Source organism: Halobellus captivus, from assembly GCF_003697845.1.
GTDB classification, from domain to species: domain Archaea; phylum Halobacteriota; class Halobacteria; order Halobacteriales; family Haloferacaceae; genus Halorubrum; species Halorubrum glutamatedens.
In genome coordinates this window covers 41,497-59,030 of sequence record NZ_RDQE01000016.1, presented here as the reverse complement: position 1 = coordinate 59,030, position 17,534 = coordinate 41,497, and the positions used below count along the sequence as shown (strand labels likewise).

13 protein-coding genes and 3 pseudogenes are annotated in these 17,534 nt (G+C 55.7%); 11 read left to right on the top strand and 5 right to left on the bottom strand.

Annotation, left to right across the window (positions count from 1 at the left end):
* The first annotated feature begins 298 nt into the window (after positions 1–298).
* The 4 genes from EAO78_RS15920 (at position 299) to EAO78_RS15905 (ending at position 4,103) form a co-directional block, all read left to right on the top strand.
* Positions 299–1,663: a restriction endonuclease gene (locus EAO78_RS15920; protein ID WP_122106777.1), complete on the top strand. Its 1,365-nt coding sequence runs from the start codon at positions 299–301 to the stop codon at positions 1,661–1,663.
* Between the two features lie 140 nt (positions 1,664–1,803).
* On the top strand, positions 1,804–2,259 hold the full coding sequence (gene lrp, locus EAO78_RS15915) for an HTH-type transcriptional regulator Lrp (protein ID WP_122106776.1): 456 nt from the start codon (positions 1,804–1,806) through the stop codon (positions 2,257–2,259).
* 171 nt (positions 2,260–2,430) lie between these two features.
* Complete coding sequence (locus tag EAO78_RS15910; RefSeq protein ID WP_122106775.1) at positions 2,431–3,066, top strand: ArsR/SmtB family transcription factor; 636 nt, start codon at positions 2,431–2,433, stop codon at positions 3,064–3,066.
* A gap of 224 nt (positions 3,067–3,290) precedes the next feature.
* The gene (locus EAO78_RS15905) at positions 3,291–4,103 is read left to right on the top strand and encodes a hypothetical protein (RefSeq protein WP_238987738.1); all 813 of its coding nucleotides are present in this window, start codon (positions 3,291–3,293) and stop codon (positions 4,101–4,103) included.
* 349 nt (positions 4,104–4,452) lie between these two features.
* Here the strand turns inward: EAO78_RS15905 and EAO78_RS15900 are convergent.
* A pseudogene (locus EAO78_RS15900) lies at positions 4,453–4,665 on the bottom strand (archaea-specific SMC-related protein); the annotation flags it as partial.
* Positions 4,666–4,827: 162 nt separating this feature from the next.
* Positions 4,828–6,063 (bottom strand): MFS transporter, encoded by a 1,236-nt coding sequence (locus EAO78_RS15895; protein WP_122106773.1) that lies wholly within the window; start codon positions 6,061–6,063, stop codon positions 4,828–4,830.
* Positions 6,064–6,322: 259 nt separating this feature from the next.
* Here EAO78_RS15895 and EAO78_RS15890 point away from each other — a divergent pair, with 259 nt between their 5' ends.
* The 3 genes from EAO78_RS15890 to gdhB all read left to right on the top strand — a co-directional run bounded on the left by EAO78_RS15890 (position 6,323) and on the right by gdhB (position 10,762).
* Positions 6,323–9,205 (top strand): bacterio-opsin activator domain-containing protein, encoded by a 2,883-nt coding sequence (locus tag EAO78_RS15890; protein ID WP_122106772.1) that lies wholly within the window; start codon positions 6,323–6,325, stop codon positions 9,203–9,205.
* 109 nt (positions 9,206–9,314) lie between these two features.
* On the top strand, positions 9,315–9,458 hold the full coding sequence (locus EAO78_RS15885) for a rubrerythrin-like domain-containing protein (RefSeq protein ID WP_122106771.1): 144 nt from the start codon (positions 9,315–9,317) through the stop codon (positions 9,456–9,458).
* Complete coding sequence (gene gdhB, locus EAO78_RS15880) at positions 9,455–10,762, top strand: glutamate dehydrogenase GdhB (protein WP_122106770.1); 1,308 nt, start codon at positions 9,455–9,457, stop codon at positions 10,760–10,762. Before EAO78_RS15885 ends, gdhB begins: the two co-directional genes overlap by 4 nt.
* Positions 10,763–11,502: 740 nt before the next feature.
* Here gdhB and EAO78_RS15870 read toward each other — a convergent pair.
* Positions 11,503–12,477, bottom strand: coding sequence for a deoxyhypusine synthase (locus EAO78_RS15870; RefSeq protein ID WP_122106780.1), 975 nt, complete (start codon positions 12,475–12,477; stop codon positions 11,503–11,505).
* 91 nt (positions 12,478–12,568) lie between these two features.
* Here EAO78_RS15870 and EAO78_RS15865 point away from each other — a divergent pair, with 91 nt between their 5' ends.
* Complete coding sequence (locus EAO78_RS15865; protein WP_122106768.1) at positions 12,569–13,306, top strand: uroporphyrinogen-III synthase; 738 nt, start codon at positions 12,569–12,571, stop codon at positions 13,304–13,306.
* A 39-nt stretch (positions 13,307–13,345) separates the two neighbouring features.
* Here EAO78_RS15865 and EAO78_RS15860 read toward each other — a convergent pair whose 3' ends face one another.
* Both EAO78_RS15860 and EAO78_RS18765 read right to left on the bottom strand, forming a co-directional pair.
* Positions 13,346–14,512: an MFS transporter gene (locus EAO78_RS15860; protein WP_122106767.1), complete on the bottom strand. Its 1,167-nt coding sequence runs from the start codon at positions 14,510–14,512 to the stop codon at positions 13,346–13,348.
* 62 nt (positions 14,513–14,574) lie between these two features.
* Positions 14,575–14,730 (bottom strand): annotated as a pseudogene (locus tag EAO78_RS18765) (RNA-guided endonuclease TnpB family protein); the annotation flags it as partial.
* A gap of 113 nt (positions 14,731–14,843) precedes the next feature.
* Between EAO78_RS18765 and EAO78_RS18695 the strand changes: the two are divergent.
* The 3 genes and pseudogenes from EAO78_RS18695 to EAO78_RS18650 form a co-directional block, all read left to right on the top strand.
* Positions 14,844–16,193: pseudogene (locus tag EAO78_RS18695) on the top strand (P-type ATPase actuator domain-containing protein); the annotation flags it as partial.
* 116 nt (positions 16,194–16,309) lie between these two features.
* A complete protein-coding gene (locus EAO78_RS18655) occupies positions 16,310–16,831 on the top strand; it encodes an HAD family hydrolase (RefSeq protein WP_343032415.1) in 522 nt (173 codons plus the stop codon).
* The gene (locus tag EAO78_RS18650; RefSeq protein ID WP_203227912.1) at positions 16,798–17,346 is read left to right on the top strand and encodes an HAD-IC family P-type ATPase; all 549 of its coding nucleotides are present in this window, start codon (positions 16,798–16,800) and stop codon (positions 17,344–17,346) included. Before EAO78_RS18655 ends, EAO78_RS18650 begins: the two co-directional genes overlap by 34 nt.
* Positions 17,347–17,534 lie beyond the last annotated feature (188 nt).

Here is a 17,534-nt window from a genome sequence, read left to right as displayed (position 1 = left end):
CGACGCGCAGAAGATCCACAAGCAACGACCGATCCTGCAAGAGACACTCGCTACCGCTACGCAACCGAGGTGCGAGTCTTAGCTAAAGACGAATGAGAGCCCTCGTACTGGAGGCTTCGAAAACGACTCTATCAGTTCGAACGTTGGCTGTTCCGGACGCATTCACCGACAAATGAGCGGATCAAAAAACTCGCGACATATGAGCGACAGCAGGAACAATGTTCACCGTCTTGAGGAAAGATCACGATGAGACGGCAACATATTTGTCAGATGAACGGGATTGTATCCGTACCTTAGAATGGCTGTTCTGGACGATCTCTCTGGGTTTGAGTTCGAGGATCTGATCGAGGATGTCTTCCGCAACCTCGGCTACGAGAACGTCCGACAGGCTGAGAAGACAGCCGACGAGGGTCGCGATGTCATCATGGAAGAGGTCGTCGACGGGACACGACGCGCGATCGTCGTCGAGTGCAAACACACGGGGACGGTCGGGCGGCCGGTCGTCCAGAAGCTCCACTCGGCGATCGCGACGTTCGATTTCGATGGCCCGAAACGCGGAATGGTAGTCACGACCGGCCGGTTTACGAGTCCCGCTCAGGAGTACGCTGACCGTCTCCAACAAAACGACGACCCACACCCAATCGAGTTGCTCGATGGCGAGGACCTCCGAGAGATCGCCGACGAGATCGGCCTCGACCTCTACAACGGTCGCATCGAAATTCTCTGCGACGAGACCCTTCGTCCATACGACCCGGCCGCTGACGTCGACGCACCCGTCCAGGAAGCGTTCCGGGATATTGAGAACATCGAGGCTGCCGATCTCTCACCACCGCACTCAGCGGTGACGTTCCGACCGGTGGTCGCGGTTACCGCCGACACGAACGCTGTTTTCGAGACGTCCGTCGGCGTCATCCACCAGATCAACGATCGGACACGGTTCGTGGTACACGCTGAACGTGGGAACCCACAGGTCGTCGACGAGGATGTCGCGACATTGGTCACCGAGAACCTCCATACGAGGATCGAACTCGACTTGGAACGGTTTGGGGAGGTGTTCGACGACATCGAGGAGCGCCGATTCGGACAGACCCAGACCGAGTACAAGGAGTGGGCTGTCGAGCGGCTCCAGCAGCACCACACAACGACGGTGACCTACACCGGCGACAACAACGTCACGTACAACAAGACGTGTGAGCCGAACCTCTCGGATATCTCTGTACAATCGATTGAGCCGGTCTATCTACCTGAGATTCGGCAGACGATAGAGATACTGGAGTATTCGTATCCCTACGAATACTATGCTGCTGGCCCCTCACGGGTTACTCTGGAGGATGGGATTCATCGCTGCGTCCACTGCGAGACGAGCGGCGTCGACGGGACGTACACCTACTGTCCAAACTGCGGGGCGATCGCCTGTGACACTCACATCAAGACCGAACGGCTCGAAGGGGAGTCGGTCTGTACCGGCTGTGCAGTGACCGAACGGTTCGCGCTGAAGACGAAGTACTTCTACGACGAGGAGAACCTTGACGCGTTCCGCAAGGAGTACGCCGAGATGCCGATCCACGAGAAGGCGATGGAGAACAAGCTGCTGGCTGGCGGGAGCGTGGTTGCGACGCTGCTGCTTGTCGTCGGACTACTCGTGATCGGCGGCATCATTTAGCTGACTTGAGTGTGTTGACACATTACTCAGTAACAGAAGAACGGTCCCAAGGAAGTGAATGGTAATTCTGGATAGCGAATTCTGAAGTATTGCCATAGTAACTAACACTCTTATCCTTGGTTCAAATAAAGAAGTTAACAATGACGTACGAAAATCTTGACAAAGAGCTGGTCAATGCACTTCTAGGAAATGGGCGTGAGAGTTTGCGTAGTCTTGCCGAACAGCTTGATGTGTCTGTAACGACAGTGTCGAACCATCTGAGCGACCTGGAAGAAGCCGGTGCCATTGAAGGGTATTCTCCAATTGTTAACTATGAGCGGCTCGGCTACGACGTGACCGCAATTCTCCAGCTCAAGGTTGAGGGGCCTGGACTCCCGGATATTACAGAAGCACTTCACAATGAATCGCAGATCGTGAGCGTCTACGAGACGACGGGGGACTACGACATCATCGCGATTGGAAAATTCCTGAATACAGATGATATGAACGACCAGATCAAGCGAATATTGACTGATGCAGATGTCCAAGGATCGAATACAAGTGTTGTGTTGAATGCAGTGAAAGAATACGAGCAATTCAGCGTTGGCAATGACTAGGTTACTTTTGGGGCTCTGTTGAAATCTTATTCTACAGACACAATATGGGCTGAAACAGCTGTTGGCTGAAGGGTGCCAACAGAGTCATGATTGCGCAATTCGGCAACTCAGACACAAACGTCTCTTTGAGTCTTCATTAGTCATATTAGAGCGTAAACAAATTGGACGACTATGTCCTCACTACTACCTCTAAAACCTACACCCCGATCAGCATCTGATCGCGGATTAGAGCCTAGACTCATTGAATTTGAAGACGAATCTGCGGAGCAGATTCTATCGGCAGTCGCGTCAACAACGGCCCGTCGTATCCTTAATCGGATCTATGAAGAACCGATGACGGCGTCGGACATTGCTGCTGAGATTGACTCTTCAGTACAGAATACTAGCTACCACCTCGACCGGCTTCAAGACGCAGAGTTAGTGGAAGTCATTGAGACGTGGTATTCCGAGCAAGGGCGCGAGATGGATGTGTACGCTCCGACAAATAGCGCGCTTGTCCTTTTTGCGGGAGCAGAACGAACAACCCCGTCACTTACAACCGCGTTGCGTCGTGTCTTTGGCGCAGTTGGTATCGTCGGCGTTGTCAGTGTCATCGTTCACGCACGCTGGTCAGTATCAACACCCGTACCAGTATCTCGAGGCGGGGAACTTCCACAGCCGGATCCAACTCTGTGGGAGACACTCGTTACGTTCGGAACCGGCCCTGGCGGGTTCATTCTAGGAGTTAGTATGGTTCTAATCTTGTTTCTCTTTGTAACGTGGTACTGGCGGACGTATCGTCCAACACAGAGTCACACTCCCGCGTGAGTGCTTTCTGGGACTCAAAGACGCCTTTGAATCTGGGATAGGACGATGTCTCCCCCGTCTAATGGTAGTGTATGAAACGTAGAATGTTTCTGGCAAGTGCGGGGATTGGCCTCTCAACAGCAGCAGCGGGTTGTACCTCCCAAGCAGCATTGAGCGCATCGTCCGAATCAGACTCTGAACCAGAATCGAACACTTCCGAGAGCACACAAGACGATACTGACCAAATGTCGGAGCAGACACTTATCAAAGCCGGTGACACCGCTGAGCGAACTATCGGGACCGGATCGATCGAAGAGCGTGGTCTCAGAACAGCTCACCACGTCGCATTCGGGAACCCCACGGAGGAGACCCATCACGGAACGATTACAATTTCGACTGCCAGCGAGACAGTGTTTGAGGAATCGGTGGAGCTCCAAGCAAACGCGAGTATCGTTGCGTCGCTTACCGATCTCAGTACGTACACCGTTCGAGTAACGGTTCCTGAGTTAGATGCGACTGAAGTAGTCACTCTCGACCCTCACCAATTCACCTGTAACGTGACCAAAACGACGGTCAACGTTCAGGAGGATGGCACACTCGACTCAACGAGTATTTCCACGCGGATGGCGTGTCCCGGTGTTGTTTCCGACACAGCTCCCTCCGACGAGGTCGTGTCGCACACACTTGGTGACGATCCGATTCCCGCAGATACGGGGGAATTCACCCACATGTTCATGCTCCGGAATCCGTCGGAAGAAACGTGGACGGCCAGGATGCTCGTTGAGGACGACTCGACAGCGCAATTTGATGGACTCTACACGGTCGAACCTGAGAGTACAGTACTGATCACCCTCACTGAGAGCGGGACATACACGCTATCGGTTGATGTACTCGAAACAGAGATGACGGCCAGCGAGCAGGTAACGCCCGAAAACTTCGACTGTAACCAGTCGTCAACACGGGCAGAAATTGATTCTGAGGGAGAACTCACCGTGAATACTCTGTCAACTCTCATGGCTTGCGGCACCGAGACACATTCGACGAACGAGTCGTCCTAGCAGAGGACGAGTGTATTCACATTGTTTCACTCAGCAAGGGTTGTTATATTCTTCAGTGAACAACTGTTTCAGAGGAGAATATTCCTGGAGAATGAGTTCAACAGAGCCCCGTGTGTAAGTGCTAACTATCTGGGTGTGTGGTTTTGGTCGTCTGTGCTAAGCGTTCTGTGTATCACCTGTATTGACCGCCGCTGGGGCAGAATATGTCACTTATTGAGGATTTCAACAGAGCTACTTTCGGAGAATCGAGGAGAAAGTCTCGCGCTTCGGGGGGGAAGATGTCAAAACCTGAAACACCCACCGGCGAGGTTCCTCCGTCTTCAGGCGCAGGAGGATGTCAAGATGGAAATCAGTCGATCTGTTCGACGTAGGCGTACTCGTCGGGGAGGGCGGCGGCGTCCTCGGGGAGGAGCGCGGCGACGAGGTAGTCGGCGTGGCTTCGGAAGTAGTCGACGACGCGCGCGATTCGGTCCGAGTCGATCGCTTCGAGCGAGTCGAGCAGGACGAACGGCACCGTCTCGTGAACGTCGTGGACGAGGTAGCCCGCGAGCGCGAACACGAGCCTGATCAAGGCAGGGATCGCAACGATTCCAGATCTGGAAACCCTCCAGGAGTGTTGCCTACGAGAGCGTCCACCAGAAGCGGACGCAGACCCTGTGCCGGCTCAAGTGAAGGCCAAAGAGCTACGGGAGCAGGAATCATAATGGATTAGTTGAATCCGTTGCTACGAGTAGCCTGGCTCTGGAGCTCGCCATGCAACCACAATTCCACAGATGGCGAGACCTCCAGCGAGGAGAAATGCCGTATCAAAGCCGGCTCTGTCGACAATAACCCCGCCTGCAATCGGTGCAAGGAACGCCCCCGCTAACCCAACACTAGTCTGGAACGCGACGGCTGTCGCAGCGACCCGTGAATCAACGACCTCCCGAACATACGTAAAGGACAGCCCCAGCGTAAGCTGAACAGCAAATCCGGTGAGCAGCAGGAATGTAACGAGCAGTGGAAGTGACCGGAACTGCGTGAACAGCAGTACGAGCGGAGCAGAAACTGCGAAGGACACAAAAACGATGGGTTGGCGACGACCCCCGAATACTCGATCAGACAGGAGGCCACTACTGATTCTGGAGACGACCCCGATTGCGGGGAATACGGCCACCAAGAGCCCGCTCACTGCGAGTGACAGGCCGAGTTCGGTCGTCAAATACGACGCACCCCAGCTATTCACGAACAAGTATAACGAATAGCCGAGAAACCCGAGCAACCCGACTGACCATACCTTCCGGTTCCGGAGAACCGCACCAAACTCCTGAATCGAGGGAGCGGCTCCTCGGCTCGTTCCGATCCCTCGACTGGCCGGCCAGAACACAACGAGACCGATGACTGTGAGCCCCGTGAACGCGATAAAGATTGTAGGCCACCCGAATCGATGCGCAATCACTGGGCCAGTCCCTTGCCCGAGCGCAAATCCGACCGGGCCACTCGCCGTAAAGATACCGACAGCCGTTGCCCGGTTCTCGCTGGTCGCTGCTCGACTCACGATATCGATGCCCGCGTTCCACACGACGACGTAGGCGACTCCACCGAGCGCTCGTGAGGCAATTACTGATCGGTAGTCCCCTTGTCGTCCAGCGATCCACCCCCACGTTCCAGCCACGAGTAGTGTGAGAACGGCGAGTGCCATCACGTTTCTAGAGTCTGTCCGGTCAAGCACCGCACCAACTGGAAGGCTTACAATCACTGCAGTACCGAACATGATGCCGACGAGGAAGCCTGCGATTGTTGGTCCGATACCCAGCGAGTCACGAATAAGCGGGGAGACGCTCGCGGGCACGATCTCGTAGGCTGCCAACCCTGTCGAAATGAGGCTCGCGCCGGCGACGATACCCCACGTCGACTGATGTTTCTGATGTGGATCGCTATTAGTGGGTTCTTGATGCTGGGGGGTCGGTTGGGTAGTCATTACTCGATAATGTGGACGGATGGTGAATCACAGAAATCGGGTATCGACAGGTGCCTATAACGAATTCTGATGATAGTGTATCCATGTTGTGTATCGCTCCGCATACCTTTAAGGGTTAGATGGTAAATCCTTTTATTCTCTTACTGTTAGATGATTAACCACCAATGTACATTCATTCTGGCCTAGGCCAGCAGCAGAATTGGGGACGAATTCGAACCGGGCTCGAGGGAAGCGTTCCCTGTATTCAAGTGATCGAATAATGGTCGATTCCCAACCCGTCCTCAATTCGTCGACGGTACTACTCGTCGGAGTCAATGACTGGCTTACGCGATTCGCTGTAACGCTTGAGACACGGACTGACGCGACTGTACATACAGTTGGAACCAAGGCGGAAGCGAGTGATATAGTCCGAAATCGGATCATTGACTGTCTCATTAGCGGAGACACGCTCGAAGGGGCAACAGGGCTGGAACTCCTCAAGGAGATCCGCACCGAAACCACGACGCTCCCGGTCGTACTCTGTACCGCCGCTGGGAGCGAAGCTATTGCCAGCGACGCTATCAAAGCCGGTGTCACGGATTACATCGCGCTCACGGACCCGATAGAAGGGATGGCCGACGAACTCATCGAGCGAACTGAACGGGTCATCCGATCTGCACGGCGGTCGGCCACACAACTGGACCGCGCAAGACAGTTCGACGCCATATTCAACGATTCGCGGACCGCGACGTGGGTGCTCGACCCGGATGGTTCACTTGCGCGTGTGAACGAGACAGCCCGGGAAATGGTCGATGTGGATGTTGAAACGATCGTCGGTGAGCCGTTCTGGACGCTTCCGTGGTGGGCAAAGACTGGTACGAAGAGCACGGACGTACAACAAATCGTGGAGAACGCGTTCGATGGGAGATTCGGCAACGCGGTCGTCACACAGCCGCCACACGTTGGGGATCCACGCGTCATCGATCTCTCCGTGCGCCCAGTCGAGAACGAGCGTGGAGATCTCGTTTCAATCGTCGTTGAGGGCGTCGACATCACCGAGCGCGTCGATCTCGAACGCGACCTCCGACAATCAGAGGAGCTCCACCGCGTCACACTCAACAACATGACCGACACCGTCCTCATCACGAACGAGGCCGGCGAGTACACCTACGTCTGTCCCAACGTCCACTTCATCTTCGGCTACACGGCCGACGAGATTCACGAGCAAGGGACGATCGACGACCTCCTCGGTACGGACCTCTTCGACTGTGAGGAGCTCGCAGAAGACGGCGTGCTTAAGAACATCGAGACGACCGCGACGGACAAAGCGGGTCGTGAGCACACGCTTCTGATCAACGTTCGCGAGGTCTCGATTCAAGACGGGACACTTCTCTTCAGCTGTCGGGATATTACGAAACGCAAGCAACGCGAGGAGGCGCTTGCGACCCTCCAAGAGACCGCCCGTGATTTTCTGTACGCCGAAACGCATCAGGAAATCGCCCAGCATGTCGTCGATGACACACCTGTCGTCCTCGATCTGGATGCGAGTGCGTTCTATCTCTTCGATGCTGATGCCAACGAGCTTCGACCCACGGCCCGCTCGGCGACGATGAGAGAACTTACTGGCCCGCTCCCCACCGTACACGCCGACGGCGAAACGCTTTCAGGTTACAGTTTCGTAGAAGACGAAGCGCTGTTCTTCGACGACGTTCACGAGGCAGACCGGCTCGAAAACCAGGCGACTGATCTTCGCAGTACAGCCTACATTCCACTCGGCAACCACGGCGTGTTCGTTGCTGGCTCGGACCGAGTCGGCGTCTTCGACGACGTAACCCGGGAACTGGCTGATCTTCTCGCTGCAACCGCCGAGGCAGCCCTCGACCGCGTCACACGAGAGTCCCGGCTTCGAAAGCAAGATCGCACACTGCAGGCGCAAAACGAACAGCTCACTGCGCTGAATCGCATCAACGAGACGATTCGGGAGATCGATCAAGCCCTCGTCCAAGCCGAGACGAGAGAGGAGATCGATCATACGGTCTGTGAGCTGTTGACCGGCGAGGACCGATTCCGGTTCGCCTGGCTCGGCACGATTGACCGGACCACCGACACCGTCGAGCCACGAGCCTGGGCAGGCAGCGAACAGGGGTATCTGGATAGCCAAGCGTTCGCCATCGACGCGTCAGCTGGAGAGCCAGCCGGGCAAACCGCGGCCACTGGCGACGTGACGATGGTGACGAACGTCGCTGCCGGACTCCGCGAGGATCCCTGGCGGAAAGCCGCACTCGCTCGTGACTACCTCTCTGTATTGAGCATCCCGCTCGTGTACAACGACCTCACGCACGGCGTGTTGACTGTCTACGCACCAACCCAGGACGCGTTCGACGACACGACGAAGGCTGTCCTCGCTGAATTCGGCGAAACCATCGCGTCCGCGCTCAGTGCTATCGAGCGAAAGAATGCACTGCTCACGACATCGATGACGCGCGTCAAATTCGCCATCGATGATCCGGCATTCATTCTCTCACGGCTCGCTCGAGACGCGGCGTGTACCCTCTCGTATCAGGGCGGCGTTCAGCAATCCACAGAGGGAAGCCACGTGTTCGTGACTGTCGACGACGGTACAGTACCTGACGTTGTAGACGCCGCCTCGCAGTTGGTCGGGATTGACGACGTACAACAGATTAGTACGGATGGTGAGGGGAGTGTGCTCCGGCTGCGGCTTACCCAACCGTTTCTCGCCCTGGAGCTGGCCGATCATGGTGCTGTCTTCCACGAGGCAACCGCCGACCCGACATCCACAAGCCTTGTCATCGATATTCCGGACAGTATCGATGTCCGGACCATCACCCAACTCGTCCGAGAGACGTTCTCTACCGTCGAACTCCGTTCGAAGCAGACGCTGGATCAGTCCATGGAACGCGACTTGTACTCGAAGTTCCTCGAGAAACTGACCTCACGGCAACTCGAGGTGATCCAGACGGCATACTACAGCGGGTTCTTCGAGTCACCACGCGAGAACACAGGTGAAGATGTTGCGGAGACACTCGGCATCTCCCCTCCGGCATTTTATAAACACTCTCGGACTGTCCAGCGCAAACTGTTCGAAACGCTCTTCGAGGAGCACAATGTCTCAATTTCGGGAACCGAAGAGTTCAATAACTAACCCTATATTTCAGGAAGTATTTTGTGGTTAACAGCTGAATATTCCCTTATACACTTATTACACTTACATAGAGTGCCCTATATCACCGGCTGGCACTCGTGAACCCACTATGATAGATGTCGACCCTGAATCAGACGAAAAAACCCCATACGAATGCTTCGAGTGTGGCAGCATCATCATCACAGAAGACAGCCCGGGCCAATGTCCCGACTGTGGCGGCCCGATGCGAAACCGGCGAATGTCACTTGAATGATCATGGCATCAAAATCTGAGAGCACCCACAACGAATCGGACGACGAGTCGACAGAACCAATCGAGCCTGAGTCGGCACTTGAGACCGCCCGCCGTCAGTTGGATCATGCTGCCAGTCACTTGGATATCGACCCCAGTATCGTCGAACGGCTCAGATATCCGAAAAAAGTCCACGAAGTAACAGTCCCAATCGAACGCGATGACGGTACGGTCGATGTGTTCACCGGATACCGAGCTCAACACGACAGTGTCAGAGGCCCATTTAAGGGAGGGCTCCGGTATCACCCCGAGGTGAGTAGAGACGAGTGTGTCGGACTCGGCATGTGGATGACCTGGAAGTGCGCTGTTATGGATCTCCCGTTCGGGGGTGCCAAGGGTGGCGTCGCAGTCAACCCGAAAGAGTTGAGCTCGGGAGAAAAAGAGCGACTCACTCGTCGGTTTGCCCAGGAAATTCGCGATGTTATCGGGCCGAATCGCGATATTCCCGCGCCGGATATGGGTACTGATCCGCAGACGATGGCGTGGCTGATGGACGCGTACTCGATGCAGGAAGGTGAAACGATACCGGGAGTCGTCACCGGGAAGCCACCAGTCATTGGAGGGAGTGAAGGTCGTGAGGAAGCGCCTGGACGAAGTGTCGCGATCATCACCAAGCAGGCCTGCGAATATTATGGAAGCGATCTCGAGGGAACGACGGTCGCAATTCAGGGGTACGGTAGTGTCGGTGCGAACGCCGCCCGACTGCTTGATGAGTGGGGAGCAATGGTCGTCGCAATCAGTGACGTGAACGGCGCAATGTACGATCCAGACGGGATCGAGACGGCGACCGTCCCATCACACGACGAGGAGCCTGAAGCCGTCACGAAATACGCAGACGACGTGATCTCAAACGATGAGTTGCTCACACTCGATGTTGACGTACTCATCCCTGCCGCTCTCGGAAACGTGATCACCGAAGCAAATGCGAGTGCGATCGCCGCTGACCTCGTCGTCGAAGGCGCAAACGGTCCCACCACTTCGACGGCGAGTGCGATTCTCGCAGAGCAGGCCATTCCAGTGATTCCAGACATTCTCGCTAATGCTGGCGGAGTCACGGTGAGCTACTTCGAGTGGCTCCAGGATATCAATCGCCGATCGTGGTCGCTCGAACGGGTGAACGACGAACTCGAAACGGAGATGCAAGCCGCTTGGCAGGCAGTCACAGACGAATACGAGCACCGCGATGTCACGTGGCGTGATGCAGCCTATATTGTTGCGCTCTCACGGATCGCTGAATCCCACGAGGTACGGGGACTCTGGCCGTAGGGAGATGGACTATTGCCCATTCAGGCGGATCCGTCAGCCAACTACCCCGTTTGAACGGGGACTGTTTCGACTGTATCAACTCGTTAGCCCCGGGACTATCCTCATCACTACCTGCTTTATCGGATACGTCGTCATCGGTTTCAGTTTATCTTTCATCGGAATCTATGAACCAACGTACTCCGTTATGGGTTTCACTGACCCATTTTTTACGACCTTGTCATTTCTAACAGGGCTCTTCATCAGTACGATGTCGGGGACGCTTGCGGCGCTCACGCTCTTGCTTAGTCCCAACGATTCGAAGGCTGATCTCGTTGTCGTGGTGAGTTTCATCGCTCTTGGATTTGGGGCCGCTACCATGCGAGTCACATTCGGAGCCGTCCAAGCATATCTCACTGAGATAGTAAGTAATCTTCTATAAGAACAATAAATAGTTTGAAATACGGAAGAAATTGGTTACTTGAATTGAGGCGCTAAGGCCCCTTCCTCAACGAGCAAGTGGAGCGAGCGAGTAGGGAAGGATTCAGCGCCGCACAAGTATCAAACACGTTAGACGCTCGGCCTATAGGCGCACCACCATCCTTATTATATTGTTCTCAAGAACTGCTCAAGTGGATCCAGACACAGGGGCTTGCTACCGATGGCCGGTCGGTTCACTGTACAGGATACTGATAAGTCCCATCCGTCTCGTGACTGATCACGCAACAAGCCGGCTGCGTGGTTCATGTTCGGGTGTATCATCTCTACTCGCTGAAAGCACCCGCCACGAGCAGTGGGAAGACGAGCGTCGCCTCTGCTTCGACCTGCGTATAATTTGTCCGGTCATCATCTTTGATCTTCCCCCACGATACTGCCTCGTTCGGGGGTGCGCCAGAGAGTGACCCATCCCCTTCCATACCGGTCGAGATATAGACGACGTAATCGGCCCCACCGCGGAACAAGTTCGTCATAATCGCGTGGTGTTTCGGCACGCCACCTCCAACTGCGATCAGACCCGTCGTATCGGCGAGCATTCCGTCCTCAATGAGCGAGTCGTAATCGTCGAGAATCTCGATTCCGACCTCCGAATCGTACCCCTGTCGGTAATAGTAGAGAAAATTCCCCACCTCGGAATCCGTCAGTGCCGGACAGTAGACGGGAACATCATTGTCCGCTGCTTGTTTCAGAACCGAATCCTGATCGTCGAGTGTCTCCCCTAACTCTCGGGCAAACGATGTCGGCGTCCGAACCTTTTCTTCAGCGAAGAACTCCTCGAAGAAGTCGTATAGGTACTCCTCCAACCAAACGTAACGGTTGGAAGGGACGAACAGATTCCCAAGACGGTTGATTCCCTGTTCCCGGAGAACTGCTTCATCCGCATCCCAATCTCCCATTTTGAACGGCTTCGCCGTTTTGATAACATCCTCCGCCAGCGATCCCGCGGTCGTGATAAGCACGTCGACGTACCCTTCACGAACGAGGTAGGCGACGACTTCACGCAATCCCGACGAAATGATATTCGACGTGCATGTGAGATAGATCGTGGCATCGGCGTCTTGCATTTGCTCGGCGATGTCGATGGCCTCTGCGAGTTGCGTCGCCTGAAAGCCCGTCGTTGCATACGCTTCCAGCATCTCCTGAAAATCGAATTCGCCACGGAAGTCGTAGCCCTGCACGTCTGGCGTGGTCAACTCTTCAGCACTTCCCGGAACAACGTGGTCGTGAGACTCCTCGTCCATACCGGCAATTAGCAGGATGCCGGTTTGAATCGTTCGAGACGGGTCGCCGATTCTCGATACACACAAGTCCAGCATCAGCTAACTGTTCAATATGTCCCAGCCGACGGTGGCTGTTCTCCGACCCGACGACAGCCGTATCGTTGAGGCGGTCGAGTATCTCCAGTCACTCGATGTATCCCCGATTCCAGACCCAATGCTGGCAATCACACCGACCGGTCAGGTTCCCCAACATGCGGACTACTGTATCTTCACAAGCGAGACCGGTGTCGATATAGCTGCGACAGCGGGATGGAAACAACGAGGAACCACTGTTTGTGCTGTCGGAGATCAGACTGCAACCGCATTATGCAATCGGGGCTATTCAGTCGATATCGTTCCATCGACATTCACATCCACAGGACTCGTCGACGAGTTATCTACTGAAGTCGAGGGCCAAACCGTTGAACTTGCTCGGAGTGCACACGGCAGCGAAGTACTTGTTGAAGGACTGGAAGCAGCTGGTGGAATTGTCAGCGAAACAGCCTTATATCGCCTGGAACGACCGGAGACTGCGGGACAGTCGGTTTCACTTGCGGTAGACGGTAAGCTGGACGGTATACTGTTCACCTCGCCAAAGACGATAGAGCACTTCGTTCAAATTGCGACTGAACGTGACGCTGTCGCTGCACTCCAACGCGAGCTAGAGGAGACGATTGTTGGAGCGATAGGAGCACCGACAAAACGTGCTGTCGACAAGCATGGGATCGCTGTTGATGTTATGCCGGATACAGTGGGGTTCACACAGCTTGCCGAGGTCACCGTACGTCGAATTCTGGATACCCACCAATGAACACATTCCGTCTCCAATCTGTTAGCTGACTTTGAGTGTTCACTGACGTCTCACCGTAAACCACGTTACTCCGATCAAGAAGGCAGCGGCACCAGACACTAACAGGGTTTGACGATAGCCAAACAGTGCTGCAGCCCCGACACTAAGTGGCGGACCGACAGTAGTGCCGAGTCTGAGTACGCTTGTTCGAATACTCATAATACTCCCGCGAAATTCGTCCGGTGCTCGTTCGTTGAGTGCCGTATCTGTAATTGGCTCCGCGAGCCCCTGACCCAAACCGAACAGGAGGAGTGCACCAGCGATCACGTAGATGGAGTCCGCAAGAGCGACAACGGTAAGTCCAATCCCGTAACTCACGAATCCGAGCGCGATTGACTGAAAGCTCGTGAGTACTTGAAGCACTCTATCGCCCTGCATTGCGGTCAATCCCATTGTCACCGCAGGCAGCCCCACGAGAAGGCCGATGTTTGCTGACGAGAGCTGATATTCGTTGGCAAGCAGAAACGGAACAGCAGTAAGCTGTGCCCCATACAGAATAACAAATATTCCAAAGATAGCGAGGTAAAGAACAGCGAAGGGAGCCATCGGAGTCGATCCAGTGAGGAACTCACGGATACTTGAGTTCGATTTAGTCCCGTCTTGGTTGGGCTCTTCAAGCAACGTCATCCCGGGAACTGCGACGAACAGGGCAAGGAGAAAACATGCGAATGGAGCTGACCATGCTAGTGTTGCAAGAACCCCACCAAGCAGTGGATAGCCGGCAGCGCCAACTGCGAGAATTGCCGCATTTGTGCCGATCAACACGCGCCGTTGTTCACCGGTAAAGAGGTCACCGAGGAGGGTAACCGTGAGCATCGCAATCGCACTACTCGCCGCACCTTGGATCGCTCGTAGTACAAGAATAAGCGTGAAATCGGGGATAAAGATGATACTGCCCCCACTGAGTCCGAATACGACGAGCGCTGGGATCAGAATCGGTTTTCGACCGATTCGATCGGAAAACAGTCCGATAGGGAGTGTCAGAAATATCCCGGGAAGCGTAAACGCTGATAGTAAGAGGCTTGCCTGTGACTCTGAGATATTCCACGCTTCCTGTACCGCTGGGAGTGCCGGGCTGATGAGTGAGACACCCATGACTGCGATGAGCGTACTTGCGAAAATTACCGCCGCGGCCGGCGAATCTCGGAGTGTTCGTATCAATTCCATTCGTTCAATATAACGCTTCACAGTCCCGTGTCCTAAACCGTCCGTTAGTGAACTAACCCACCCTACTCGCTCATGGCTTCGCCGTTCGCTTCGTTGAGGGTGGGGATTTCGCATGGACTCCCGTTCTGGCCATCGCTGGCAGGCTCGTAATCACCGTTTACGTTCAATGTCCCGCGATTCAAGCGCACGTTTATCGGTGCGCCTCCGCCCGACGACGTTTACACGTGTTCCGAGGCTGTCTTCTATTTGTCAGCTTGGCCAGCAGAATATCCATTAAGAATTATTACCATGCTCTTCAAATCGATTGATGTTGTTCCAATACGTTGTCTAAATGAGTGCCAATAGTCCCACCAACGAGTGCGACGTATGTCAGGATCCGATCGCTAGTGACTCGATCGCGGGAGAATTCGATGAGTCGTTCTGTAGCACTGGGTGTCGGGATATTCACGGGCTCCTCGATGATACCGGCGCATCGGACCGTCTTGATGTGGAGCCAGATACCGATCGCTCTCTCCCTGATGGCGTCACGCGGACGTTCTTTCGGATCGACGGGATGTACTCGCCGACGTGCGAAGCGTATCTCGAACACATCGCCGACATACAGTTCGGCGTGATCGCCGCAGAGGCGAGTTACGTCACTGAGACGATCCGCGTATATCACGATACGGATGCGGTGTCAGTGGACGATCTCCGTGACGTGTTGAGTAGAACGGGTTACACTGCGTTTCTCCGATCCGATGTGAGTACGGATGGTGACGCAAGCGGCACGCGCCGCTCGCGGGAAGCAGACGGACTCCGCAAACGCCGAAGCGATGAGGTCCTCGGACTCCGCTACGCGGCTGGGATCGTGTTCGGCGCGTTCCTGATGGTCCCGTACGTGGCTATCATGTATCCAGCCCATCTCGCGCCCTACCTTGACGCTGTGTTTCTCAACGCCTTCGAAGGCGCCTTCCAACTGAGTGGGAGCAGCGGTTTCCTGTTCTTACGTATCTACTTCGTGTTGACCGCAATCGTGTTGTTTTTCACCGGAATGCCGGTGTTACGGGGGGCGTACATCAGCCTCAAAATGCGTCGCCCGACGACGGACCTCCTCGTCGCGGTCACTGTCGTCAGCGCGTTTTGCTACGGTACGGGCGCGGTCCTTCTTGGGGATAATAATATCTTTTATGACCTGACGCTCGTTGTCGCGACAGTCGTCTCGGGCGTTTCATTTTATGAGACATCGATCAAACAGCGAGCGTTGGAACGGCTCACAGATCTCACCGTCTCGCAGGTGAACAGCGCCCAACGACTTGATGACGGCGACGCCGCGACAGAGGTGTCGGTCGATTCGCTGGAGTCCGGCGATCGAATCCTTGTCCGCGAGGGCGAACGGATCCCGGTTGACGGAATGCTTGTTGGCGACGACTGTAGCGTCAAAGAGGCGGTCGTCACCGGCGAGGCACTCCCAGTCGCGAAGGGAACGGGCGACAAAATCGTGGGCGGTGCGGTCGTCACCAACGGCGCCGCGATTATCGAAGTCGGTGACCCGGTAACGAGCAGTGTCGACCGCATCACCGATTCGCTGTGGTCGATCCAGAGCGCTGACCACGGGATTCAGCGTCGCGCCGACAAGCTCGCGTACCGGCTCGTCATTCTCGTTGGCGTCGTCGCTATCGTGATTGGCGCTTGGACTGTCGCCAGCGGCGGACCGCTGTCGGCGGGCGTGATGAGCGTGCTGCTCGCGCTGCTTGTTGCCAGTCCCTGGCACTCGGACTCGCAACGCCGCTCTCGGTTGCTACGAGCATCCGCGACGCGATGGAGCGCGGCATCGTCGTGCTCGATGACACTATCTTCGAGCGACTCCGGGATGTCGACGTGGTTGTATTCGACAAGACCGGGACGCTCACGACGGGCGAGATGGATATCGTCGATGTCAACGCATCAGACGAAGCACTCTCCGATGCAGCCGCGCTCGAACGGCTCGCCGCGCATCCGGCCGCAGCAGCCATCGTCGCCGCGGTCGACTCGACCGCTGGCGACGCGAGTACAGCCCAGATCGATACAGGCAACACTGACCACGCCGGAGTGACTCCCGACTGCCGTGAGGTGTGCGACTTCCGGACACACGCAACGGGCGTTTCCGGAGCCGTCGAGGGTCGCGAGGTGCTTGTCGGGAACCTCGACCTGTTCGCCGAACAGGGCTGGACAGTCACGGCTGCGATTCAAAAACAGGCTCGCGAGGCCCGTGAATTTGGCCGTCTCCCGGACGTGATCGGCTTTGACGGACAAACAGACGGGTCGTCGTGGTCGGCGACAACCCACGGCAAGGGTGGCTAGATACGGTCACCAGTCTCCACGAGCGTGGGATCGAAGTTGCCATCCTCACTGGTGATGATGAGGAGGCGACAGACTTTCTTATGGAACAGGATGCGATCTCATACGTATTTGCGGGCGTGTCACCGGTAGGGAAGATCGAGGCAATCCGACGATTCCAACTCAACCAGCGCGTCGCAATGGTCGGGGACGGAACCAATGACGCACCGGCTCTTGCACAGGCAGATCTCGGGATTTCGCTAGGCGGCGGGACGGCGCTCGCCGCGGATGCGGCCGATATTGTCATCGTCGACGACGACCTCTCGCTCGTCGAGACCACATTCGAACTCGCTCAGGCAGCACGGCGCCGCGTTCGGCAGAACGTCGGACTCGCGTTTGTGTACAACGCGATTGCGATACCGGCCGCGCTCATCGGCCTATTCAACCCCATGACCGCAGCGGTCGCTGTCACCGTCTGTGGCGGAGTCCTTGCCCTGAACACCTCTCGAAGTCTCTTCAGGGAATCACCGTCAGCCTAGGCCGGGTCGGACCTACCGAAAGGGTGGGTCACGTACCGCGATCAGCACGATGAACTCCCTTTCGAAAGACCAAGCCCACTCGCCGGAAAGCAGCGATCGATGTTAGTGATCAGCGATCACAAACAAGCCGTTTCCGAACATGCTGAAGACGATCCCGAGAACTGTGTTTGTCGTTCCCGATCCAAGAA